The following is a 23,488-nucleotide window of genomic DNA, read 5'->3' on the forward strand; positions in this document are numbered from 1 at the left end:
AGAAAGGAAAGTAATAAATAAAAAGGCCTATCTTTTAGTAAATCTATAGCGCGGTTCCCACGGATCCAAATATTCATAATGAATTCTAATTCCTATTTGCCAATCGTTTCACGAATAGTATCTACGATCTCCAACAACTGTTGCTTTTCTTCACGGGTTAATTGCTCTTTACCTATACGCTCCCGAATATATTGTAATGTCTGTTTCAAGCCAGCCTCTCTCAACAAAATGTCAAGACCCACCTCGTCAATGACGGCCTTCACGCCCACCTCGTCAATGACGGCCTTCACGCCCACCTCGTCAATGACGGCCTTCACGCCAAAATCCTCGATGAGTTCTTTCAATGTGGCTACTTCAGTCATGGTGATCCCCTTTTTTCTTAACAGGCGTTGAATTGTCTTCCGTTTGACCTTATAGAGCGTATACCCATATAATCTCTTAGTCTCAGGACTTGTAAGGACCATGTCCAGCACCTGCTCGATATCTGTCTCTCGAAAGAGCAGAAACGGCAGGTTTTCAGGGGTCAGCATGAGACCGTTCACGTCCACGAAATATACTTGGAGTCCACCGCCGACCGCTTCCGTGGGCGACGGATATCTGCTTATACCCGGAGCCATAGTCTCGGTGTGTGAAGTGATCAGATGCCGGAGAGTATCAGACGCCCCGACATAGACCACCATGGCAGCGATCCCCGGCTCAAAAAAGTGGAGCCGCTTCTCCATGGCAAATAAGCCACAATACCCGATCAATCGCCAGATGTGCGACTCATTTAGCGGATCGGTAGGGCCCTTGAACTCGTAAACGACAAATGGTGGAAGCTGGTTGATGAGCCAGGCGACAACGCCCATATCCTGAGGCAAGGGACAGATACGTTGGGTGATAAAGTCCACTCGAAGTGGAAACTTTGCCACTTCGGACCCAGCAATTGATCGGACACAGTCACGTGATAGAAGTAACTCCATAATGCCCTTGAAGGCCGAGTCATGCTGGTCACGTTCGTCAGTCAACTGGGTGCCTCTCTTAGTTTAGTCTACAGGACTACTTGGTTCTTATAGACATACTGCCACCAGTGGCTCTGTGTGGAAAGTCCACAGGTATGAACAGGATCAATCAAGATAGGGAACTAGTGTAATCTGAATAGGATATCACGTTAAGGTGATTTTCTCTCTTACGATCTTGCTTATCGCCTTTTCACACAGAGCCGATCATGTTGAAGTCTTTATTTGTGATTCGAACAACTATTCCACATGGCTTGCTGGCGGTAACGTGACAAAATATGCTAGCAAGACTGAACTTCAATCTGGGACTATTGGCTCCTTTATAGTCCCATATTCTGGGACATGGTATTTGGTCTTTGTTGCTACTGGCGAGCCCGACACAATAACGATCCCCATAGGTTTCAATATAGAAACTTCAGGTACCGTGACGACAACAACTCCTACAACTTCTACACAACCAAATACTTCTACGCAGTCAAATACAGATACGACTAACATTCCATGGATTCCATGGTTCTCAAGTGATTATCTTTTTCTTATTATGATAGCAATTGTGGGGCTGGTTTCTGTAGCTGTTCTATGGCAAGTGACTAAACGTAAGCGTGCTCCATAGATGCTCTCTATTCTGGTTATGATACGGGGCATTTCTCTTGCCCATTTTTATTTACTAATTTTGTGCGGAAGATACTAGATAGTTGTTAAAGATACATGAAAAATATGGTAGATGCGCCTTTGTTTTCTAGTAGCATGATTGGTTTTGATATATGTTGATGAGTCATATGTTTCATTTCTGTTGGGATCGCGGACGGTCAATTGACCTACTAATTGAACATGGAATAATTAGATGTTCAGAGATAAATGACGGGACTTGTAGCATTTTTGTTTGACCTTTTGTTTTGGATCATTCAATAGTTTCACAGTTCTTCTGTTTTGTATTTAGTAACTACATCATCAATAAGAAACGACAGGTCATGGTCTTTCAGAATGGCCGCTATTTTTGATGCCAACTCTCTAATCTCAAAGTCCGCACGTGGATGCAGCCTGAGCCGGAGAAAATTACGTAGCGCTCGTGCGTTAATGGTCATCGTGATCTCTGTTGCGAGACCCTGTGGGAGGACTCTCCGTGCGTAATCTGGATCTTCGCCCTTTTCTATCAAGGTTTCATAGTAGTCACGACAAGTATTCCAGAAATCCTCGTAGATCTCTCTATATTCGGAATTCTCCGGATACACGAAGTCCGCAGGACCATATTTTCTTCTGCGCCTTGCGCTCTTCTGGATAAATGACGCGATTCTATGGCGTACTAGTTGATGCGTCAGAACTCGGCTGACTCTTTGGATGTTAAATATAAATATCAGTGGTTCAATGGCAGTCTCGTGGCCCATTTTTATTATTTTTCGCAGAAATGTCTTTGCCTCATCATAGGTCATGTTCTTTAGTTCATTATAGCTGGCAGAATGGTAAGAGGTCTTTGTTATTGCTGCGGTCTTTATCACTGTGTCACTATCGGGTATCTGAATGACTTCGATCTTCATGTGGTCCACTCCAATCCTCTCTCTATTCTCACGCACTACATTACCTTTTGAATCTATGAGTTCCAAGTTCTTGCTCTATTAGGCGAATGAACAGATACTCTGACAAGGTGATGTTGGTGCTGCTCATTGGTTCTCTTATCAAAGTTGACAAAACTGTAATCTCTCTAGGTGCCAGATTTTTAGTGATTTTGACCATTTCTGTAATTAGAATACGTTTCAAGATGATATCATTCGTTTCAGTATTTGACTGACCAGAACTAGTTATCCTAAAACAGCCAAAGTTTTCTGTAACTGTCTACAACCCAAACTTTTATGACTGCTGTAGATGCGGCACGCCACGTATTAAGGGACGAGGCGTAACCCATGTACAAGATAGTACGAAAAAAGGTACTCAATCCTGTCGTCAAGTTGATGGAGGTCAGCGCGCCGGACATCGCAAAAGTATGCCAGCCGGGTCAATTTATCATGATCCGCGTGAATGAGACTGGTGAGCGATTTCCGTTGACCGTTGCAGACTTCGACAGAGAGAAGGGAACCGTCACAATCGTCTTTCAAGAGGTCGGCAAATCGACGATGCTCCTCGGCACGCTCAATGAGGGCGATGAGATCCTCGATTTTGTAGGTCCTCTGGGACGACCGACGCATATTGACAAATTTGGTACAGTGTGTGTTGTTGGTGGCGGTTGTGGAACAGCAATTGCATATCCTGTTGCAAGGGCCTTCAAAGAGGCCGGTAACCATCTCATCACGATCAATGGCGCAAGAACAATGGACCTTCTGATCTACAGAGATGAGATGCAATCAATCAGTGATGAGTTCTACGAGACCACTGACGATGGTACCTGTGGGATTCACGGGTTTGTTACCACTGTTCTTGGAGACCTCATCCAGCAGGGTCGGAAGATCGACCTCGTCTTTGCGGTAGGACCTGCAATCATGATGAAGTTCGTGGCGAAGACCACTGAGGCGACGGGGATAAAGACCATTGTCAGCCTCAACAGTATTATGGTTGATGGAACTGGTATGTGTGGTGCATGCCGAGTTCATGTTGGTGGTCAGATGAAGTTCGCTTGTGTTGACGGTCCTGAGTTTGACGGTCATCAGGTTGACTTCAATGAGCTTCTCGGGCGTTTGAATGCGTACAGGGAGCAAGAGGCCATTGCTCTGGAACGATGGAAGAAAGAACATGGAGGTAGCAACTAATGTCTTCAGATAAGCCGAAACGGGTACGAAAACCACCCACAAAGAAGATTCCGATGCCTGAGCAAGACCCCGCTGAGAGGATCAAGAACTTTGAAGAGGTTGCTCTTGGATATACTGTTGAGCTTGCTGTTGCTGAAGCAGAGAAATGCCTGCAGTGTCGCAACCCCCGTTGTATGAGCGGTTGCCCTGTTGAGGTACCAATCAAAGAGTTCATTGAACTGATCACTAAACGGGACTTCATGGGCGCGGCTGCAAAGATCAAGGAAACAAACAGTCTACCTGCCATCTGTGGTCGAGTCTGTCCTCAGGAGAGTCAGTGTGAGGCGAGTTGTATCTATGGCATCCGCAATGAGCCTATTGCCATCGGTCGTCTAGAACGCTTTGTTGCAGACTATGCACGTGAGCATGGTGAAGGTCTGCCTGAGATGGCACCAAAGAACGGCTTTCGTGTCGCAGTTGTTGGCTCGGGCCCATCGGGTCTCACATGCGCTGGCGATCTTGCAAAACTTGGTTATGAAGTCACGATCTTTGAGGCATTTCACAAGCCGGGTGGAGTTCTTGTCTATGGCATTCCACAGTTCAGGCTTCCAAAGGACATCGTTCAGAAAGAGGTTGATTATCTCAAGCGAATGGGTGTCGAACTCAAGTGTGATTATGTCATTGGAAAGATCCGCACGATCGACCAGTTGATGAATGAAGACGGCTACGACGCGGTCTTTGTTGGTTCGGGAGCAGGAGCCCCTAACTTCCTAAACATTCCCGGAATCAATCTTGTCGATGTCTATTCAGCAAACGAGTTCCTGACACGTGTCAATCTCATGAAGGCATACAGATTCCCTGAGTATGATACTCCCATCAAGATCGGGAAGAAAGTTGCTGTGATTGGTGGTGGCAACGTGGCAATGGATGCATCAAGGACGGCTCTACGTCTAGGTGCTTCTGATGTCCATATTGTCTATCGTCGATCCCGCAAGGAATTACCTGCCCGAGCTGAGGAAGTCCATCATGCAGAAGAGGAAGGTGTACAGTTCCAGTTGCTCACTAACCCCGTTGAGATTATTGGCGATGAGAAGGGAAATGTTGTGGGCATGAGATGTATTCGCATGGAATTGGGCGAGCCTGATGAATCCGGTCGCAGGCGTCCTGTACCTATCCCCAATTCTGACTTTGTCATTGATGTGAATACGGTCGTCATTGCAGTGGGTAACTCTCCGAACCCGATTATCTCCCAGACCACTCCTGGTCTTGAAGTATCGAAGTGGGGCGGTATACTCATTGACGAAGAGACTGGGATGACTTCCCGTGAAGGGATCTTTGCTGGTGGAGATATTGTCACTGGCGCAGCGACCGTCATCAGTGCAATGGGTGCTGGTAAGCGAGCCGCTCGCGGTATTCACGAATATCTCTCTAAAAAGAAGAAATAATTTAATATGGGATGTGCCTGTCACTGGCCATCCCTCTTTTCTTTTTGTTTTGTTTTGCTTTGTTTCAAAAGAAAGATTTGATTAGGCGTTATCTCTGATGATAGTCGAGGTCAGAATCATGCAGCAGGATCCAATCACCACTGAGGAAATGCAAGTAGCAGAATTGAATGCCCAGTATCTTGGGATTAATCACGGAATGTTGATGCAGGCTGCCGGACGAGAGGTCTCGCGTGTCATTATTGATTGTGAAAAGATTGTTGGTGCTCGTGTTGTTGCGGTCTGTGGCGGTGGTGGTAATGGTGGCGATGGAATGGTGGCCGCCCGTCATCTACATGAGGCTGGTGCGAAGGTTGAAGTCTTGCTCGTTGGGGGTTCACGTGGGATCACCAGCCCTGATGCAAAGTTCAATTGGTACATCCTGCAAAATCTCTCAGGGGTCAAGATCACCGAGCTGAGGACTGAGAGTGCAGTGAGTTCCTGTTCTGCATTCAAGGAGGCCTCGATCATTATTGATGCTCTTCTTGGATTTGGCCTCCGTAGTCCGATACGTGAACCGATTGCAACCGCGATACAAATGATCAATGATTCTTCTGCTCGCAAATATTCTATCGACCTTCCCACAGGTATTCATTCTGAGACTGGTGAAGTGCTCAATACTGCTGTTGTGGCGGATGTGACTATTACGCTCCATGCGCCCAAGCATGGTCTCTTGAAGGCGACCGATCATGTTGGGGATCTAGTGGTCGTACCCATTGGGATACCTCCAGAGGCCTATACGATCTGTGGTGATGGTGACCTCTGGCTGTTCAACCGTCCTCGTTCGTTACAATCCAAGAAAGGCGATTTCGGTCGTATCCTTGTTGTTGGTGGGAGCGATGTCTTCTCTGGTGCTCCCGCTCTGGCCGGAATGGCCGCGTACCGTTCAGGTGCAGATCTTGTGAGTGTTGTTGCTCCCGAGCCTGTGGTCTCAGCAATCCGCTCGTACAGTCCCAACCTTATGGTGGCTAGCACTGGGACTAAGATTCTCTCGCCGGAAGCGGTAGATGTTGTTCTCCACCATACGCGGAAGAGCGATGTTGTGATCTTGGGTCCCGGTCTTGGTCGTGCTGATGAAACCCGTTCAGCGGTGAAGTCCATCCTAGACGATCTGGTCTCTAATCATCACAATATAGTTCTGGATGCTGATGGTCTAAAACTGGTGGCTGGCAGTGGCATCAAGTTCGGTCCTGAGCATACGGTCTTGACCCCCCATTGGGGGGAGCTGGGTATCATTATTGGCCATGATATTGGTGACTCACATGATTTGGATAACCGGATATCTCAGGCAATCGAGGCGGCTAGACTGTATGACGCAACGATCCTGTTAAAGGGTGCCACGGACATCATTGCTCGGCCTGACGGGAAATTCAAATTAAACAAGACTGGTTGTCCTGCGATGACTGTTGGTGGAACTGGTGATGTGTTGACCGGGATCACTGCTGCTTTTCTTGCACGAGGCAAGGGTGCCTTTGCGGCGGCTTCTGCTGCTGCCTTTGTCTCTGGTCTTGCAGGGGAGGCGGCTTTTGAGAAGCTTGGTGATCACATCGTAGCAACGGATTGTATTGAAGAGATACCGTTGGTAATGCACGCTGAGTCTAAGTGATGACTGGCATCTGATCAAGTAGAGCGCGTGCACGGCTCTTGTTCTCTTCAGTCACGGGCACCCATACGATTCCCTTGTCTGGTTGGCCGTATAACATGACGGATCCCTCGGGAGCAAGCAATACGACCGGGAAGCCAAGTAGATCCTCTTCGCCCTCAACAAAAATAAGTGATTGATGTCTGTCACGTAGAGCAGTGCCTATTGTCGACCAAGCCTCAGGATAGATGGCCGCAGCCGGATTGTAGATTCTATACTCTCTCTGGAGTGTGATGGTCTTGTCATAGATTCCTCGTTTTGTGCTTCCATCTACTATACATAGATCGGGCTTGGCTCCAGCCTCGATAAGCGTGGCACTTGTCACATCTCCCACAGTGATCACTTGTTTTGGAGTCTCGTCTTCAAGTCGTTTCACAGCTTGCTCTTCAGGGGGGCCATCCCTCACATCGAAGAGATCCCCCTTTGGTGACTTTAGGTCTCCACGCCGTTCCATCTCTAATCTACGTGGAGGTTCTTCTGTACCAACGAGTCTGCGGCCCTCCCTGTCGATCTGGCCAAGTCGTATCCTTGCAGAGGAGACCTTGTCGCCATCATCTGCTCGTACAGGTTTGATGTACTTATGCTTGTCAATGTCCCCAAAGACCTCTTTCCGTTGATGTACTCCCTTCTCATCAATTTCCGTACAACACGGACCTTTAAACATCACAAAGGTAGTAGCACCCTCTATTTTCAATAGGTCCTCATACCTATCAAACACGGTGATTTCAATAATGCCCTCAAGGTCATTGAGCTCCAGATACTTTTGCAAAGCTTTCACACGAACTTCAACTGGCTGGATAATCTGACCAAGTTCAAGGTCATGCCCCATCAATTCTCCATCCGTGACAACGGCAATCGGTCTGTCCGCATCTTGGATATAGTCAATGAGTACTTGATGTCCTACATGCAGGCGATCAAAGAGATTTAGGGCATATGTCTTGGTCATTCAGACATCTCCTTCTTTCCGAGAGACGAAGTTTAATATCAGTGTTTCACTGCCTACATCAAAAAACTTGTAGAGTAGAGAAAATGAGGATTGCGGCAGTAGCAGATGTCCACAGTCCCCGGTTCTTACAGGAATTCACAATGAGTCTTCAGGAATGTCAGAGACCTGATATCTTCCTGCTAGCGGGTGATATCATCGAACGCGGGAGCGCTGAACAATTCGCAGTGGTACTCGATACCATAGATGACGTACTCGGCAAGGGTTTTCCAATAGTATCGTGTTTTGGAAATGAGGAATATACTGAGGTCCGGAAGAACATTATCTCATTAGTGTCGGGGCGTGTAGTGATACTTGATGAGAAGGCTGAGATCTTTACGATTGATGGAGTCCGTGTCGGTATTGTTGGCACTCAAGGTTCATTAGATCGTCCCACCACTTGGCAGGAACGACATATGCCCAGCATTCGTAGTACTTTTGAGCGTCGGGCACATCGTGCAGAATCATTGCTCCGAAAGATTCGTTCTGATGTTGATCGTCGTATCTTACTAATGCATTACAGTCCCTGTCTTGAGACCTGCGAGGGCGAGAACACTCGATCCTTCCCTTGGCTTGGAAGTCGTAAGTTCTATCGTGTTTTAATAAAAGAAAGACCTGACCTCGTGATCCATGGGCATGTACATAATGCTGTGGTCCACGAGGCAGAGATTGGGGGAACGCTAGTGCGTAACGTCGCGCTCCCCGCAGTTGGTCGAGTGACCGAACTTGATATCTGGTAAACTCACTTGTGACCTGTCACTTTCATCGTAGGCTCGAACTTGTATCCGTAGACGATAATCCCTTCTTGTCCGAACTCGCGAATCTTTCTGAAGCAGGCACGTACTCGCATACCTATCTCGATCTCTTCGGGTTCGCAATTGACAATCTGTGCTGTCAAACGTGGGCCCTCGTCCAATTCTACTTGGGCTACGATGTACGGCACCTGTCGCTTGAAGTCTTGAGGTGCTTGTCGTACAATTGCAAATGTGTGTATTTTTCCAAGTCCTTTGAAGTGGAACTCTTCAAGGTCTCCTTTCCTTCGACATTTTGGACAGACAAGACGCGGAGGGAAGTAGTATGTGTCACACGTTTTGCAATGGCTGCCTTCAATGTTGTATAGTGACTTGATCTTTCTCCAAATCTGTGCTACACCTTTATCTGACATTTACATTACCTCCCAAGAATATGCACGATTGCAGTTGCACCCGTACCTCCGACGCTGACCGTCATTCCTTTCTCGGCACCATCCACCTGCCTCTTCTCGGCATCGCCCCTGAGTTGAAGTGCGATCTCTACGACCTGCGCGACACCTGTGGCTCCGATTGGATGACCCCTTGCTTTGAGTCCGCCTGAGGGGTTGACCGGGAATTTGCCATCTAATTCCGTAAGTCCCTCTTCTAGGATCTTACCGCCCTTTCCTTTCTCGGTGATCCCAATGTCTTCTGTCAGAATGATCTCTCCGATCGTGAAGCTGTCGTGTAGCTCGAAGACATCAATGTCTTTGATGGTCAGACCTGACTCCTGTAAAGAGGTCTTACTTGCACGAACTGCTGCATCCATGGTCGTGATATCTCTACGGTCATGGAGTGCCAATGTATCGCTTGCTTGTTCAGATGATACTACATAGACAGGCGAGTCCGTGAACTCTTTTGCCTTCTCGGCAGAACACATGATGAGGCCAGCCGCTCCATCTGTCACTGGGGCCGAGTGTAGGACCCTGATCGGGTCTGCTATCAACCCTGATCTCATGACGACCTCTAATGGGACCGGTCGCTGGAACTGCGCCCATGGGTTCCACTGGGCATTCTTATGGTTCTTCACGGTCACCATGCTGAGGTGTTCCTCAGTAGTACCGTATTCCTTCATGTGACGCCTTGCCATGAATGCGTATAGGGCTGGTAGTGTTGCACCGAACATGCCTTCCCATTCCCAGTCAGTTGCTACACTCATGGTGTCCATTGCTGCGCTCTGAGTCACGTCGCTCATCTTTTCGGCACCCAGCACAAGCATCATATCATGCTCACCGGACTTGATTGCCATGTATGCCTGACGGACCGCAGCGGCACCGCTTGCGCAGGCAGCTTCCACACTATAGGCTGTGACACTGCTCATGCCACCCATGTCTGCTGCAAGGGCCCCAAGATGTTCTTGCCCTGTGAATCGACCCGCGCTCATGTTTCCTACGACAATTCCGTCAATATCTTTACCGTGTACTCCAGAATCGAAGATGGCTGTCATTGCCGCTTCAAGGGTGATTTCTCGAATGCTCTTGTCCCAGAGCTCGCCAAACTTGCTCATTCCGACTCCAATAATTGCTACATCTTTTTCCATTATTTTCCCTCCTTATGCTAATGACTTGATCTTCTTCCTGTATTTCGCATAGGTTGAGTAGTCAACGTACTTCTTGCGCTCGATATAGTCATCAACCGTCGGGACTTTACCTCTGTGATTCTCAATCTCGTCTTCGACTGTTATGGCGAACGCATCACTTCCTGCGCCTGAGCCGTATGACACCATGAAGATCCGTGAACCCGGTTTTGCAATGTCAAGTACCCGCGCCAAGCCTATTATTGAGGATCCGGAGTAGGTATTGCCAATTCGTCTGACAACAAGACTATCCTCGAGTTTCTCTTTTGGCACGCCCAACTGCTTTCCCATTGCAACAGGGAATTTTCCATTTGGCATATGGAACACAAAGTAGTCCCAGTCATCAATGGTTGTCTTTGTTTTCTCAAAGAGAAGTTTTGCGGCTGCACCGACATGCCTAAAGTATGCGGGCTCACCTGTGAATCGTGCTCCATGGCTTGGGAAGTCCTCACCCTCTCTTCGCCAGAAGTCTGGAGTGTCTGTTGTGAACGATACTGTAGTTTCAATGGTCGCTACAGGGTTGTCATTTCCAATGACAAAGGCTGCTCCACCTGCTGCTGCCGAGTACTCGAGAGCATCACCAGGTCTGCCTTGAGCCGTGTCCGAGCCAATGGCCATTCCCAGCTTGATCATGTCCGATTGGACCAGTCCCATACATGTCTGAATCGCGGCTGTTCCAGCCTTGCATGCAAATTCATAGTCAGCACATGTGATGTTGTGGTCGCAGCCAATCGCTTCAAGAACGATCGTTCCGGTTGGCTTGACCGCGTATGGGTGAGATTCTGAACCAACATAGATTGCTCCGATATCCTTCGGGTCAATCCCTGCATATTTGACCGCATTCCGAGCCGCCTCAGTTGAGATTGTTATAACATCCTCATCCGGACCCGGTACGGACTTTTCAAATACACCAAGGCCTTTTCCTAATTTTGCACCGTCTTCACCCCAGACAGTTGCAATATCTTCGGTCTTGATGCGATATTTTGGTATGTATACACCATAACCAATAATTCCAACCATGGTCGCTTACCTCTTTATTTCGGTGAACGCCGAATTGTATTACGTCACTTGGCTCAGGTTTCGAGCGAGAGCCTCTTATGAAGCTTTTCGTATAACATGAGCGCCATGACGACACACACCGAATGATGTGTTCCAATATCGTAGTATGACGATACTGCTCGCAGTGCCTACTATTTATCAATACCGACCTATCAACTTGCAATGTCTTTTTTTCAGTCGGCATTAGCCGAAAATGTCCGAACTGATTAAGGCTATAAGGCCCCGTTCACATCTTTCATTTGGGTGTTTAATTGGCCGAACTGCAAGGAATTGTCAAGCCGACAACAGTGTATGTTAAGGAGCGCAAGACCGTAGTCCAGCTTTTGCAGGAACTCAACTTGAGCACAGATCATGTTGTTTTGGTTGAAGGTAGACGCCTCTCCCTGGATGACTTTATAGATCCCGATGACACAATTATCATCTTGCCGCTGATTGCTGGCGGATAGAGTTATTCCTGACAAGTGAGACTACCGGACTCCAATCTATATCATATTCAGAAACAGTGGAAACGCTGTCAACCCCAAGTTCTTGTGCAATCCGATCAAGGACTACCTGAACAAGTCTCTCCGATCCCTTCTTTGAAAAGTTGTTTGGCTTTCCTATATTGGAATGGACTGCGCTGATCAAGAGCTTGTCCGAAGACGAGCTGAATTGTGTTGCACGCTTCGGAGCCCATGCAAGTTCCTTCGGAAGCCCTAATTCTTGTGCCAGTTCTCGAAAGATGTACTTTCGCGTGATAGATTCCTCAATTCGTATCTTCCATCTCGCTGGAATTCCTAACGCAAGTGACACAAAATCGTTGTAGAGGTATGGAAAGATAAGATCACAACCACCATACGCAACTGCTTTCTCATCGCGTTCGAGATTTGCCCTATGTGTTATTGAGACCTCGTGCAGCAGCTCGCGTTCAAGTGCCTCTGATCCCCTCTCTTGCATGATCTTGACATGACGCGCATACCCGGCAAATAATTCATCAGGTCCTTGGCCTGAGAGCAGGATCCCGTAGCCGTCTTTGTTTGCCGCCTTGGCAGCCACCATGAATGGTAAGGCGATTGCCACGTTCATTCGGTTACTATCCTCTATGGCATAGATTACCTCAGGGAGAAGACTCCATGTCGAGTCAGCATCAATCGTGATATTTCGTAATTCCATATTCAGGAGGTCTGCTGCTCTTGCTGCTGCCTTTGCATCATGAGAACTCTCTGCATTGACCGAGTATAACACCGTCCTCTTGCAGAAGCGCTTACTCAGGTGCGCGACGAGTCCACTATCCACCCCGCCTGAGAATAGAATCCCTGTGTTCATGCCTTGGAGTCTCTTGAATGATCTCAGTAGCACGTCTGCTAGATGTTCGACAAGTGTGTCCTCAGAAATGTCCTTGCCCTGTGCCTGTGCCTCTAAGGGTTGCGGGCAGCTACACCAAACTTGGACATATTTGGACATTGTTTGTAGGAGTTTAATTACTCCCAGCCACAAGTCACGTATGACCTTCACTCTGATGGTGAGGTTGTTATTGCCCACTGCCGTTGGTGGGCGGACTATGGACCTCCTGTCCAAGAAAGTCCAACTTGCAATCAACGGTTGAGCAAAGCGGACATTTGAGGCCTCGCGTCCATCATAGCTAATCTGGTAGCCTGTCTCCAAACGTGAGATGTTCTGTAGTTCTAACGGGCCGAATGCCTTTCTCTCTGTTGCGAAATAGAATATATTATTAGATTCTGCATAGAAGGCTCCTCTCATGTAGAAGTTTCCACGAGCGATCGTGACACCATTCTCGTTGCTGATGACAATGTGTAACGACTCATGTCTGTCATCAGTGTCAGCAGAGGTGTCTTGGAAATCCCCCATCTTGTCAATGATCTCAATAGATTGCTCTAGTTCACGTAGCTCGGGTGTAAGAGCATCTTTTTTTATAATTCCTATGATCACACTGATGGGATCGTACTTTCGTTCAACGATTGTGATGTCCCCACGATGCTTCAGCATCTTGTACATGGACTCTATGGAGCTGAGCGAATCATCCGGTAGGCTACGCCCACAGATCATACAGACAGCGCCCACTACTTAGCACCTTAGACTGAGGGTATGGTCGCTGTAAGCACATCTTCCAAATCCATGAAGATCATGTTGTCGGAACATACTCGAGAATGACCTTCTGAACTCCCGAGATGGCCCGGAGCCTCTTTTCGAACTCTTCTTTGGTCAGTAGCAACTGCTTTGGAGGGAAGTAGCATTCATAATAACACTGGCTCTTCGTCTGACAAATACCACTTGTAAATAGTATATCTTCAAGGCCACCTTCACTGAAGACGCCTGTCAGGTCTTCCAAGAAACTCTTGGACAACTTTTCGATCTCAAGTTTGAGGTAGAGAACCTTGTCCGTGTCCACAGGATAGAGCTTGACATTCCCGTCTTTCTTTACAAGGATGACGAGACTGTATGGTTTCTTGATACCCTCGACAAAATCTTCTGGAAGCGTGATGACCGTACCTGTCTGTACTTTCATGACCCGTGCTTGTGTAAGATCTGGTTTGCTCACGTAAATTTCCTCCGGGATAACCAAAGCTTTCATTGCACATTCTGATTATATTTCTTGTGGGAACTCAGGCTCTGTGTGAAAAGTCAGTGAAATAGTGATCATGAGAAGTATGAACACCATTTTGCGATCGAATCCAAAACGTTTCGGGATCCATTCTGACTTGAACGATTTATGTCTGTGGACTTTTCACACAGCTCCGGGAACTCACAATCACTCATTTTTTCCGGCGGAACCATCCTCTGACTTCACCAATTATCCCCTTCTCAGGTTTCTCGACAAGATGAAGCTTCCACAGTTCCTTAGCAGATGAATAATATTCCAAGAAGCCAACGCCTCCTTCACGTCTTGCTCGCTCAAGCTCCTGTAGCCGATCGAGTAGCCATGCTTTACGAGTGATTGGAATATTCGCAGTCACATCATCAAAGAGGTGTGGGTGCATGTCAAAGACCAGAGCTCTGTCGCTCATGTATTCAATGACTCCTCTGCGCAGTGTGTCCGAGATTGGATCGATATCTGTAAAGAACGAAGCACTCACAATGATATTGGGATATCGATCTGGAATCCCAAGTGCGAAATTGAATGAGCGTGTGAACTTTGAGAGGTGGGTGGTAGCGTCCAAGAAAAGTATGGTTTCGGGCTTGCCTTCATATTCTTTTTCTGAGATATCGATCTCAGGGCGAAGACCCTCTTTCTCAGATCCTATCTTTTGGGTGTCCATGTCGGGAAGGTCTCTATAATCATCTCCACTGAGTTCCTCATATTGAAGCGTATCGTCGACTTCTGGCGAATAGTCTTTATCTTCAGTCTTCTTCTCATCCTCTGGACTCGGTTTCTTCTTTGGTCGTAGATGAGGTGGGAGATACCCGACCTCCTCAACAAGGTGCTGAAGAATGAGCGGAAGAAAAAGATCATACAGGCTTCCACGTGTTTCTGTGATCAGCAGCACGGTCTTGTACTGGCGGACATGCTCTTCGAGCCCGGACTGATCTTCTTCTTCTTTCTCATAGAAGAACTTTCTCAGATTGTCTATTGTATATCCTTCTTCGACACGCTCTTGCCACTCTTGGTATACCTGTTTGACTTCCTGTTTCCGTCTGTCCTTGACAAGGCTCATGAACTTTCCAAGGTACTTTACTCCACGAGTCACTGCGGTCGTTGGTGAGATGAATACCGTCATGAGACCAACCGCTTCGCCTACATACTCGCTGGCCTCCGTAGATTTGATTCTTCCCATGACCTCTTCAGTGATTGATGGTGGCCCAAGTTTTTCGATGAGTACTTCTCGCATTCCCTCAAAGTTCTCGATTTGAGCATCTGCCGGGCTGACCTCTTCGCCTACTGGTGATGCATCCGAGATCACCTCTGCAAAGATATTGGGTTTTTTGACAATCCATTGAAGTGGGATCTTGAGGCTCTTGTGCTTATGTAACCACGTTCTCTCAGAGTTTGCTGCGCCAAAATAATATTTTACAGAGTTTGGGAATGTCTTATCAAATATCTCCATGAACTGATTGTATCCCTTTTCTGTGCTAAGGCCCATCTCTCCTTTTTCCATCGCATCGACTACAATGACAAGCCCATTCTCTCTCTTCTTTGCAAGTTTTGCCATTGCTAGCATGACCTGTTTTGGTGAAAGATACAGCATCTCGCTCTCAACATAAGGGGCATCATAGAACGTGAGGAGTCCTAATCTCTTCCAAGGCCTGTCGGCAAGCTGAGTCTTAGCTAAATGATAAAACCATTCAAAACCGCGAGTGTATTTTGGAACTACTTCGATCTTTGCCTCGGACATGTATGTGCCACCTCACAGGGCCGTCGAATCACGGTCCTGTGTAGTGGATTGATATATCTGATACATATGAATCTTGGCCAATTAGTCCAATCTCAATGCGACAACACCTGCTATTGCCGCAAGAACGAAGATCACCACAATCAGCAATATTCGCCAATCAATTAATGGTGGTGCCGGATTGTTCGGATCCTCTACTGAGAGAAGGGACCTGACATTCTCTCCATTGAGCATGCTGAGTGTCTGCATTGCATAACCTATGTAGGTGGTCTCGCCCTCGTCATTATTGGGTGTGAGTGCCCAACTACCGTCGGCAGCCTGACAGTCAATGATGAAGTCTGTGGCTATGGATGAGTTCACGCTATCCAGAGCGCCCAGAAGTTTAAGGCCTTCAAGGGCATAGTAAGTGCTTACCAGATTTGTGTCATTGGTCAGGTATCCCTCAGTGAATCCACCAATGTATTCCTCTGCGATTGGAGTGATCACTTGTCGCGCAAGGAGCCAGTCTCGAATCCCCTGCGTGTTTGCAAGTGTAGTAAGGCTCTTGAGAATATCCATTGCAAGAAGCGCTGCAGCTGTCGGTGTCACGCCCGCAATCTTTGAGTCTGGTGTGGACATGAATGCGTTGCCTTCTCTACAACTAAGAATATACTCGATGACTGCGGTCTTATTTAGCCACTTAGTCATCGTTGTGGCGTAAGGTATGTTATCTTCAGTTTCTATTCGTGTGGCCATATAGTCCATCACATAGAGTGCTTGATATGTTGCAAGAAGATTTGCCTTACCATCTATCGTCTGAGCAAAGCCACCCTCATCGGTGAAGGTTCGGTTCAGAAAGACAAGCATTGCGGTCTCGTTAATGTCCACGCTGGTCATTCCAATGTAATCATTCTGAAGTTCGAGAATCTGCCAGGCACGAATGGCAAAGTACGATGCCTGAACTTCTGGATTTCCTGCGATAAAGCTGGAGAACCCACCATAATTGTCTTTTTCTTCACTTATCAGTGTCCATTGTGTTCTCGAAATAAAGTCCTTCGTGTCAGTGAGATTGATCACTGGAGGTCGGGCTGATAAATCACCAAAGATGTTGTATGCCTCCAATGCCGCAAAGGTTGGTTCGACTCGTGACAGAGTCTCTGCCTTCAGGGAGTACCCGCCCTCTACGGTATCGTGTTGATCACTTATGTACGCATATAGAGAATCTATCCGTGTGCTCGGATTTGCCGAAGCTGGTTGTATGAATACCGCTAGGACCACAAACGTCACTGCGAATATTAGACCTGCAGCCTTGATCTTATTCATGGAATGACACCTATGCTGTTACATTCGCTTTTCGAGTAAGAATACTCTTGCGTCGAAGCCTCGGACTGCGGGGCAGTTATTAACGTTTCCCACGAGTTCAGAGTCGTACTAGAGCATCACTGAAGGTCTCTTTTCAATCTATGCGACCACAGTCACTTAAAAAAAAAAAGAATGGAAAGGGCGCAGAGGCCCTCTTCGATTATTTTGATGACTTACTCTTTAGATCACGAACGTACTCATACGCAGAATCAGCAGCGATTGCACCATTGCCACACGCAACAACGACCTGTTTCATTGTGTCCGTGACATCACCCGCAGCATAGATTCCCGGGATGTTGGTGGCCTGTTTCTTATCGGTTATGATCTCACCTCGGCCATTCACCTTGACCCCAAATTCCTTGGCGACCTCGCTTGAGGGAACGATCCCTAGAGCCATAAACACACCATCGGTCGGTAATTCCTTTTGTTCGCCTGACTTCACGTTCTCAATGACAATATGGGTCACGAGCTGCTCGCCCTTGATCTCTTTGACAACCGTGTCCCACAGAATCTCTACATTGCTTGCAAGAATTTGATCCTGTAACGCCTTCTCTGCACGGAGTTCATCTCTTCGATGGATGAGGTAGGTCTTGCCTACGATCTCGGAGAGGTAGAGCGCCTCGGTCACGGCCGTGTTTCCTCCACCAACCACTGCCACTGTCTTTCCTCTGAATAGTGGTCCGTCACATGTGGCACAGTATGACACTCCTCGACCAGTATATTCTTTCTCACCCGGCACTCCCAGCTTTCTGTATTCTCCACCCATTGCGAGTACTATTGCCTTTGCCTTGTACTCGCCTCGTTTTGTCACTATCGTAAACTCTTCAGTAGCTTCATCTTTACTAATTGATGAGACCTCTGTGATCTCCTTAATTGTCGCCCCGCTCTTCAAGGCCTGTTCCTTCATCTTCTCGGCAAGTTCCATTCCAGGGATGAAGTTGAAACCCGGATAGTTCTCGATCCCCGGACTAGTTGCCTGTGCGCCTCCAGCCACTTTACTCTCAAGGAGTAGAGTCTTCATACCATATCTTGCTCCGTATATTGCGGATGTCATACCGGCTGGACCGGCACCGACTATTATTAGGTCCCATTCACTGTCTGTACTCATTTTGGTTACCCCTTTGATTTTTGGTCTATCTCGTCACTAATCTGTTTTTCTTGTCACTCGTCAATAAGTGCTCTAATCAGCTTTTTGTCGATGCCCTTTTGTGGATGTAGTTCTATACGTTCCACGGGCAATAACATATCTTCGATCCGTGTAAATGTCACTTCTCGAATTGGTGCCTCTCCCCGCTTTGTTAGAAATGCAGCCTTTCTCATCTTTGCAGGATCATAGACAAAGACCTGCCCTGGTCCTACGACAAGAACGTTATCTACTGCTTCAAGGCCTTCCCATGGCCAGATCGAGTCGTTGAAGGACTCGATGATCACGTAGTCGGTTTCTCTTGTAACAACCCTGAAGGCACTGTTGACTGCGGTCTCAAAATGGGCGCATTCGAATTTGTGTGCCTCTTCCAAGGATGATACTTCAACTATCTCGGAGTCAGCGGCTAATGCATTAGCCTCTTCCTCAGTGATGATCAATTTGCCTCTCTCGATCAGTCCACGTGCCATCGCCATCTTGTTCTGTATCGCATTGTCCTTGGCAATGCTTATTCGTTGCAATGCCAGAAACGAGTCCCACCCTGCAAGACCTAAGGTGCTCAGATAGGCTCTTCCTGGTCTCTCTAATCGTGCGGGAACAAATAATGAGTGGACTGGATTCACCAGCAATGGCGATATTGTTGATCCTATGCTCTCTCTGGCACGAGTCGCATCGTAGGACACCAGTTGCCCAGTATTGATGCATTCTCGTGTGTGAGCATATCTGTACCAATAGTTATGCCCACTGACCGGTTTGAAGTACTCGGTCCTTCTCTCCTGACTCTTCAGGTACTCAGCAAGCTGTATTGCAAGTGAGGTCTTACCCGAGTCAAAAGGGATCATGCCGAGAACCAAGAGCTTGCTGACCAACGAAACCGACTCCATGAAATAAAAAAAAGAAGTGTGCGGAGCCCGAAGGCTCCTAACTATGCACAAGCGTTTACATCATACCCATGCCGCCCATGCCGCCCATGCCGCCCATGCCGCCCATGTCACCGCCAGGTGGAGTTGGTGGGCTGGCCTTTGAAGCGATCACATCATCGATCCTGAGGATCATCTGTGCTGCCTCGGCTGCGGAACGAATGGCTTGGTACTTTACACGGGTTGGTTCAATAACGCCTGCCTTCATCATGTCCTTGGACTTGCCAGCGAAGACATCGACACCGTACCAGCTGCCGCCCTCTTTGGAGTGTTCCTTGTTCAGGTCGGCAAGAATGTCGATTGGATCGTGGCCGCCGTTCTCTGCAAGGGTCTTTGGAATGATGCGCAGTGCCTCAGCAAATGCCTCAATGGCAAGCTGCTCACGGCCCTTGACCTCGGATGCGAAGGACTCTAGTCTTCTGGCAATCTCGATCTCAGTGGATCCACCGCCAGCGACGTACTTGGCGTCTTCGACGACGTTTCTTACAACACAGAGTGCATCATGAAGGGCTCTCTCGGCCTCATCAACAACATGCTCTGTACCACCGCGAATGACGATGGATACGGCCTTGGGGTCTTTGCAGTCCCTCACGTAGACGAGCTTGTCGTCGCCAATGCGGACTTCTTCAACAACACCTGCGTGGCCAAGGTAGTCATCACCAAGCTCTTCGAGGCTGGAGGCGACTTTGCCGCCTGTAGCCTTTGCAAGCTTCTCAAGTGTGCTCTTCTTGGCTCTGCGGATTGCCATGACACCAGCCTTTGCAAGGTAGTGCTGTGCAACGTCATCAATTCCCTTCTGGCAGATGAGGACGTTTGCTCCAGTGGCGATGATCTTATCGACCATGTCCTTGAGCATGCGCTCTTCCTCAGCCAGGAATGCCTTGATCTGGTCCGGGCTGTCGATCTTTATCTCAGCATCGAACTCTGTCTTCTCGACCTCAATTGCAGCATTCACCAGTGCAATCTTGGCGGTTTCGACTTTCCGTGGCATGGAGGCGTGTACGACTTCCTTGTCAATGACCATGCCCTTTACGAGTTCGCTCTCTGAGAGGCTCTTGCCCTGCTTCTTAATGACCTCGATCATGTCGATGTCTGCTCTGACCTTACCGTTCACTTTGTCAGTGATCTGAAGGACTGCATCGACAGCGATGTTTGCAAAGTGGTCCTTTGCACCAATCACAGACTTGCTGTTCATGGAGGTTGAAGCAATCTTCATCAGGGTGCTCTTGTCAAGTCCCTCCATTGAGACCGACAGTTCATCAAGAATCGAAGTCGCCTTCTCTGCGGCCTTCTGGTATCCGCTGACGATGATCGTCGGATGGATCTTCTTGTCCAAAAGGTCCTGTGCTCTCTTCAGGAGCTCTCCAGCAATGATGACTGAAGTTGTTGTACCATCACCAGTCTCTTGGTCCTGGCTCTTTGCAACTTCAACAAGCATCTTTGCAGCTGGGTGCTGGACATCAATCTCTTTGAGGATTGATGCACCATCGTTTGTAATCGTCACATCACCGAGTGAGTCTACGAGCATCTTATCCATACCTCGTGGTCCGAGGGTGGACTTGACTGCATCGGAGATTACAATTCCGGCCATGATGTTGTTCTCCTGCGCGCTCTTACCGCGCGTGCGTGAAGTGCCTTCCTTGAGGATTAGCACAGGTGTACCTGACATTTGTGCCATTTTTATCACCGTCTAGTCTTGTTCTGAACCATGCCTTCTCAGATTGGCATAGGTCCTGTCGTTAACAACAAAACTGTACATGGACTTCGACCCCGCAATTCGCTTAAAAATATTGGGGCATGGCACCAAAGCGTAATATATTATTTATTATTCGGTGGGACACCATACCCAAACAATCAATAATGACAGCGGTGAAGATGTTACGTATTGTAATTTGTTAAGGTGGTTGCTGGATGGATCTCTCGATAAATATTGGTGGTATGGCCGGACAAGGAATTGACACAATAGGTGACCTGCTTACAAAGGTCTTTGTTAAGACTGGCTTTTACATCTTCACGGTCAAGGATTTTGAGTCACGGATTCGAGGTGGGTACAACTTCACTCAAATTCGGGTGGCTGACAATCCTGTTCATTGTTCAGTGGATGACATTGATCTAATTGTGGCGCTCTCTAAAGATGCGATCTCGGCCAAGCGTGACCAGTTGGTTGAGGGTGGCATCATCATCTTTGATGATCGGTTCGATTTTGATGCCCTTGAAGAGTGTCACTATCCAGCTCCCTTGTCCAAGAAGGCAAGAGAGGTCGGCGGCTCGACACGAATGACAAATGCCGCTGCACTAGGTGCGCTCCTCTCAGTAATTCGTTTTCCGTTCTCTTTGGCTGAGCAAGTTCTCACAGAGATCTTTGGCAAAAAGGGGGAGAAGATAGTTGAGGCCAATGTTCGTGTAGCAAGATCTCTATACGACCTAACAGAGGAGACATTCAGCGGTTCTTGTCGCCATAATCTCAGTATGATCGACAGTATCCCGTCTGAGAATAGGCTCATTATCAATGGAAACCAAGCGATCGCTTATGGTGCGATGGCAGCTAATGTCAAATGGGTCTCATCATACCCCATGAGCCCTTCAACTTCTGCGTTCATTGAGATAGTTTCTCACGCGAACGATCTCAAGATAGGTACACTTCAGACAGAAGACGAGCTGGCCTCTCTTGCAATGGCCATTGGGGCCTCCTATGGTGGTGTGCGATCTATGGTGACCACTTCCGGTGGCGGTTTCTCTCTCATGGTTGAGGCGTTGGGTCTGGCAGGAATGACGGAGACCCCTGTTGTCATTTACAATGCTCAGCGTCCGGGACCGAGCACGGGACTTCCGACGCGTACCGAGCAGTCTGATCTTCTCTTCACAATATTTGCAAGTCAGGGCGAATTTCCACGGATCGTACTTGCACCCCGAGACCCTCTGGATGCTTTTGATGTCGTGACGCGATCGTTCAATCTTGCGGAACGATTCCAAGTCCCCGTCATCATTCTTGGCGACCAGTACCTCGCGGATTCAGTCATGAATGTTCCACGAATTGATGTGACCAACGTGGAGATCGACCGGGGGAAACTTGCAGCCGATAGGTTGGACGATCCTTACATGAGATATCGATTAACCGATGATGGTATCTCTCCACGTGCTTTTCCGGGCGATCGTGGCAGATTCATTGTGTCTTCTGGTAACAGTCACCTCGAAGATGGGCACATCACTGAGGACCCGGCAATTCGAAATGCAATGGTGCAAAAGTTTCTCCGGAAAATCACCGCCATTAAAGATGCACTGAAGCCTCCTGACCTCTATGGGGCAAAGACAACCAAGACAGTGGTAGTCACTTGGGGGTCTCCGTGGGGTGCGGTCCGTGAGGCGATTGAACATCTAGAACACGAAGGGGTTTCTATTGGCCATCTTCACTTTACGGACATCTATCCGCTTCGTACGAAGCTTCTGAAGGATGTGTTTACCTCGGCTGAACGTGTCATCTCCATTGAGCATAATGCCACATCACAGTTCGCCAAGCTAGTGACTATGGAGACCGGTCTGAAGTTTGATGGATATATTACCAAATTTGACGGGAGGCCGATGACGCCGAGATGGGTCATCTTACAGTTGAAGGAGGTTGGTATCTAATGATCACAGTTGAAGCCCTTGAAGGACCACAAAAGATCACATGGTGTACGGGTTGTGGGAACTACGGGATCCTTGCCGCGTTAAAGAAAGCAATCGTGGAATTAGACATTTCTCATGAGGACTACGTGTTGGTCTCGGGAATCGGTTGCTCTGGAAAGATCCCGCATTATATCAACCTGAACTCGTTTCATACTCTACACGGAAGACCAATTCCTGTAGCAACAGGGCTACACATGGCAAACAAAGATCTTCATGTTCTTGTGCATACGGGAGATGGTGACTGTCTCGGTGAGGGCATGGGACACTTCATACATGCGGCCCGACGCAATGTTGATCTCGCAGTCTTCATTCATAACAACGGTGTCAATGCTCTAACCAAGGGCCAGTTCTCGCCTGCTGCTCCACGAGGTTACATCTCAAAGACTTCGCCTCCGCCTCCTGGTTCCCCAATGGAACCTGTCAACGGGGTCGCTCACGCAATTGTAGCAGGTGCTACATTCGTTGCACGGGGCTACTCTGGTGATCAGAAGATGCTGGTTGAGCTCATGAAGGCGGCCATTACTCATCGAGGATTTGCGGTCGTTGATATTCTGCAACCCTGTGTCACATGGAATCGTAAACTCACTTGGCGCTACTTCAATGAGCGGACATACTCTCTTGAAGAGGCCGGTCACGATCCCACAGATCGAGGTCTCGCGCTTCAGAAGGCATTCGAGTATAATGGGAAGATTCCAATTGGGATCTTCTATCGTACAGAGGCTCCTCTTCTTATTGACGGGCTGTCTTTGCCTGATGTCCCTCTCAAGGATCATGTGACTGATAGGAGCCGACTGCAGGCACTAATTGATGATCAGATTCTCTAGTTGGAATCAACTTGGGAGG

The 23,488-nt window shown here is 48.0% G+C and carries 21 protein-coding genes; 8 read left to right on the forward strand and 13 right to left on the reverse strand.

Annotated elements, in window-relative coordinates:
- Positions 1 to 92: 92 nt before the first annotated feature.
- The gene (locus K9W43_06345) at positions 93 to 1,007 is read right to left on the reverse strand and encodes a hypothetical protein (GenBank protein ID MCF2136849.1); all 915 of its coding nucleotides are present in this window, start codon (positions 1,005 to 1,007) and stop codon (positions 93 to 95) included.
- A gap of 148 nt (positions 1,008 to 1,155) precedes the next feature.
- On the opposite strand from K9W43_06345, the gene K9W43_06350 reads away from it, so the two are divergent.
- Positions 1,156 to 1,611, forward strand: coding sequence for a hypothetical protein (locus K9W43_06350; protein MCF2136850.1), 456 nt, complete (start codon positions 1,156 to 1,158; stop codon positions 1,609 to 1,611).
- A gap of 301 nt (positions 1,612 to 1,912) precedes the next feature.
- Here the strand turns inward: K9W43_06350 and thyX are convergent, their stop codons facing one another.
- A complete protein-coding gene (gene thyX / locus K9W43_06355) occupies positions 1,913 to 2,533 on the reverse strand; it encodes an FAD-dependent thymidylate synthase (protein ID MCF2136851.1) in 621 nt (206 codons plus the stop codon).
- Between the two features lie 363 nt (positions 2,534 to 2,896).
- Between thyX and K9W43_06360 the strand changes: the two genes are divergently transcribed.
- The 3 genes from K9W43_06360 to K9W43_06370 all read left to right on the forward strand — a co-directional run bounded on the left by K9W43_06360 (position 2,897) and on the right by K9W43_06370 (position 6,802).
- Positions 2,897 to 3,736 (forward strand): sulfide/dihydroorotate dehydrogenase-like FAD/NAD-binding protein, encoded by an 840-nt coding sequence (locus tag K9W43_06360; protein ID MCF2136852.1) that lies wholly within the window; start codon positions 2,897 to 2,899, stop codon positions 3,734 to 3,736.
- On the forward strand, positions 3,736 to 5,160 hold the full coding sequence (gene gltA, locus K9W43_06365; GenBank protein ID MCF2136853.1) for an NADPH-dependent glutamate synthase: 1,425 nt from the start codon (positions 3,736 to 3,738) through the stop codon (positions 5,158 to 5,160). Before K9W43_06360 ends, gltA begins: the two co-directional genes overlap by 1 nt.
- A 118-nt stretch (positions 5,161 to 5,278) precedes the next feature.
- Positions 5,279 to 6,802 carry an NAD(P)H-hydrate dehydratase gene (locus K9W43_06370; GenBank protein ID MCF2136854.1) on the forward strand — a complete coding sequence of 508 codons (1,524 nt, stop codon included), beginning with the start codon at positions 5,279 to 5,281 and terminating at the stop codon, positions 6,800 to 6,802.
- Here K9W43_06370 and K9W43_06375 read toward each other — a convergent pair.
- Positions 6,795 to 7,784, reverse strand: a complete 990-nt coding sequence (locus K9W43_06375; GenBank protein MCF2136855.1) for a DUF359 domain-containing protein — start codon at positions 7,782 to 7,784, stop codon at positions 6,795 to 6,797. The two genes, K9W43_06370 and K9W43_06375, sit on opposite strands and share 8 nt — an antisense overlap.
- Before the next feature lie 83 nt (positions 7,785 to 7,867).
- Here K9W43_06375 and K9W43_06380 point away from each other — a divergent pair, with 83 nt between their 5' ends.
- Positions 7,868 to 8,560: a metallophosphoesterase gene (locus K9W43_06380; protein MCF2136856.1), complete on the forward strand. Its 693-nt coding sequence runs from the start codon at positions 7,868 to 7,870 to the stop codon at positions 8,558 to 8,560.
- Between the two features lie 2 nt (positions 8,561 to 8,562).
- On the opposite strand, the gene K9W43_06385 is transcribed toward K9W43_06380, so the two are convergent.
- The 3 genes from K9W43_06385 to K9W43_06395 are packed head-to-tail and all read right to left on the reverse strand — an operon-like array spanning position 8,563 to position 11,207.
- Positions 8,563 to 8,985 carry a Zn-ribbon domain-containing OB-fold protein gene (locus K9W43_06385; protein ID MCF2136857.1) on the reverse strand — a complete coding sequence of 141 codons (423 nt, stop codon included), beginning with the start codon at positions 8,983 to 8,985 and terminating at the stop codon, positions 8,563 to 8,565.
- 5 nt (positions 8,986 to 8,990) lie between these two features.
- Positions 8,991 to 10,151, reverse strand: a complete 1,161-nt coding sequence (locus tag K9W43_06390) for a thiolase domain-containing protein (protein MCF2136858.1) — start codon at positions 10,149 to 10,151, stop codon at positions 8,991 to 8,993.
- A gap of 12 nt (positions 10,152 to 10,163) precedes the next feature.
- Positions 10,164 to 11,207: a hydroxymethylglutaryl-CoA synthase gene (locus K9W43_06395; GenBank protein ID MCF2136859.1), complete on the reverse strand. Its 1,044-nt coding sequence runs from the start codon at positions 11,205 to 11,207 to the stop codon at positions 10,164 to 10,166.
- Between the two features lie 290 nt (positions 11,208 to 11,497).
- On the opposite strand from K9W43_06395, the gene K9W43_06400 reads away from it, so the two are divergent.
- The gene (locus K9W43_06400; GenBank protein MCF2136860.1) at positions 11,498 to 11,692 is read left to right on the forward strand and encodes a hypothetical protein; all 195 of its coding nucleotides are present in this window, start codon (positions 11,498 to 11,500) and stop codon (positions 11,690 to 11,692) included.
- On the opposite strand, the gene K9W43_06405 is transcribed toward K9W43_06400, so the two are convergent.
- From K9W43_06405 to K9W43_06435, 7 genes are all read right to left on the reverse strand, one after another.
- Positions 11,664 to 13,307 carry a hypothetical protein gene (locus K9W43_06405; protein MCF2136861.1) on the reverse strand — a complete coding sequence of 548 codons (1,644 nt, stop codon included), beginning with the start codon at positions 13,305 to 13,307 and terminating at the stop codon, positions 11,664 to 11,666. The genes K9W43_06400 and K9W43_06405 overlap by 29 nt on opposite strands.
- 61 nt (positions 13,308 to 13,368) lie before the next feature.
- Positions 13,369 to 13,785: a hypothetical protein gene (locus tag K9W43_06410; GenBank protein MCF2136862.1), complete on the reverse strand. Its 417-nt coding sequence runs from the start codon at positions 13,783 to 13,785 to the stop codon at positions 13,369 to 13,371.
- A gap of 214 nt (positions 13,786 to 13,999) precedes the next feature.
- Positions 14,000 to 15,577, reverse strand: a complete 1,578-nt coding sequence (locus tag K9W43_06415; GenBank protein ID MCF2136863.1) for a hypothetical protein — start codon at positions 15,575 to 15,577, stop codon at positions 14,000 to 14,002.
- Positions 15,578 to 15,658: 81 nt separating this feature from the next.
- Positions 15,659 to 16,876 carry a hypothetical protein gene (locus K9W43_06420; protein MCF2136864.1) on the reverse strand — a complete coding sequence of 406 codons (1,218 nt, stop codon included), beginning with the start codon at positions 16,874 to 16,876 and terminating at the stop codon, positions 15,659 to 15,661.
- 199 nt (positions 16,877 to 17,075) lie between these two features.
- Positions 17,076 to 18,023, reverse strand: coding sequence for a thioredoxin-disulfide reductase (gene trxB, locus K9W43_06425; protein MCF2136865.1), 948 nt, complete (start codon positions 18,021 to 18,023; stop codon positions 17,076 to 17,078).
- Between the two features lie 53 nt (positions 18,024 to 18,076).
- On the reverse strand, positions 18,077 to 18,928 hold the full coding sequence (locus K9W43_06430) for a hypothetical protein (protein ID MCF2136866.1): 852 nt from the start codon (positions 18,926 to 18,928) through the stop codon (positions 18,077 to 18,079).
- A gap of 70 nt (positions 18,929 to 18,998) precedes the next feature.
- On the reverse strand, positions 18,999 to 20,657 hold the full coding sequence (locus K9W43_06435) for a TCP-1/cpn60 chaperonin family protein (GenBank protein MCF2136867.1): 1,659 nt from the start codon (positions 20,655 to 20,657) through the stop codon (positions 18,999 to 19,001).
- A 233-nt stretch (positions 20,658 to 20,890) separates the two neighbouring features.
- Between K9W43_06435 and K9W43_06440 the strand changes: the two genes are divergently transcribed.
- A complete protein-coding gene (locus K9W43_06440; GenBank protein ID MCF2136868.1) occupies positions 20,891 to 22,606 on the forward strand; it encodes a 2-oxoacid:acceptor oxidoreductase subunit alpha in 1,716 nt (571 codons plus the stop codon).
- Entirely contained in the window at positions 22,606 to 23,469 is an 864-nt protein-coding gene (locus tag K9W43_06445; protein MCF2136869.1) for a thiamine pyrophosphate-dependent enzyme, read from the forward strand. Before K9W43_06440 ends, K9W43_06445 begins: the two co-directional genes overlap by 1 nt.
- Positions 23,470 to 23,488 lie beyond the last annotated feature (19 nt).

The sequence above is a fragment of the Candidatus Thorarchaeota archaeon genome, assembly GCA_021498125.1.
Classification (GTDB): Archaea; Asgardarchaeota; Thorarchaeia; order Thorarchaeales; family Thorarchaeaceae; genus B65-G9.

What these genes read in the sequence shown, in the direction of transcription:
- thyX (MCF2136851.1), bottom strand. Translation starts at nt 2,533, where the DNA reads ATGAAGATCGAAGTCATTCAGATACCCGATAGTGACACAGTGATAAAG.
- K9W43_06360 (MCF2136852.1), top strand. Translation starts at nt 2,897, where the DNA reads ATGTACAAGATAGTACGAAAAAAGGTACTCAATCCTGTCGTCAAGTTG.
- gltA (MCF2136853.1), top strand. Translation starts at nt 3,736, where the DNA reads ATGTCTTCAGATAAGCCGAAACGGGTACGAAAACCACCCACAAAGAAG.
- K9W43_06370 (MCF2136854.1), top strand. Translation starts at nt 5,279, where the DNA reads ATGCAGCAGGATCCAATCACCACTGAGGAAATGCAAGTAGCAGAATTG.
- K9W43_06375 (MCF2136855.1), bottom strand. Translation starts at nt 7,784, where the DNA reads ATGACCAAGACATATGCCCTAAATCTCTTTGATCGCCTGCATGTAGGA.
- K9W43_06380 (MCF2136856.1), top strand. Translation starts at nt 7,868, where the DNA reads ATGAGGATTGCGGCAGTAGCAGATGTCCACAGTCCCCGGTTCTTACAG.
- K9W43_06385 (MCF2136857.1), bottom strand. Translation starts at nt 8,985, where the DNA reads ATGTCAGATAAAGGTGTAGCACAGATTTGGAGAAAGATCAAGTCACTA.
- K9W43_06390 (MCF2136858.1), bottom strand. Translation starts at nt 10,151, where the DNA reads ATGGAAAAAGATGTAGCAATTATTGGAGTCGGAATGAGCAAGTTTGGC.
- K9W43_06395 (MCF2136859.1), bottom strand. Translation starts at nt 11,207, where the DNA reads ATGGTTGGAATTATTGGTTATGGTGTATACATACCAAAATATCGCATC.
- K9W43_06415 (MCF2136863.1), bottom strand. Translation starts at nt 15,577, where the DNA reads ATGTCCGAGGCAAAGATCGAAGTAGTTCCAAAATACACTCGCGGTTTT.
- K9W43_06420 (MCF2136864.1), bottom strand. Translation starts at nt 16,876, where the DNA reads ATGAATAAGATCAAGGCTGCAGGTCTAATATTCGCAGTGACGTTTGTG.
- trxB (MCF2136865.1), bottom strand. Translation starts at nt 18,023, where the DNA reads ATGAGTACAGACAGTGAATGGGACCTAATAATAGTCGGTGCCGGTCCA.
- K9W43_06435 (MCF2136867.1), bottom strand. Translation starts at nt 20,657, where the DNA reads ATGGCACAAATGTCAGGTACACCTGTGCTAATCCTCAAGGAAGGCACT.
- K9W43_06440 (MCF2136868.1), top strand. Translation starts at nt 20,891, where the DNA reads ATGGATCTCTCGATAAATATTGGTGGTATGGCCGGACAAGGAATTGAC.
- K9W43_06445 (MCF2136869.1), top strand. Translation starts at nt 22,606, where the DNA reads ATGATCACAGTTGAAGCCCTTGAAGGACCACAAAAGATCACATGGTGT.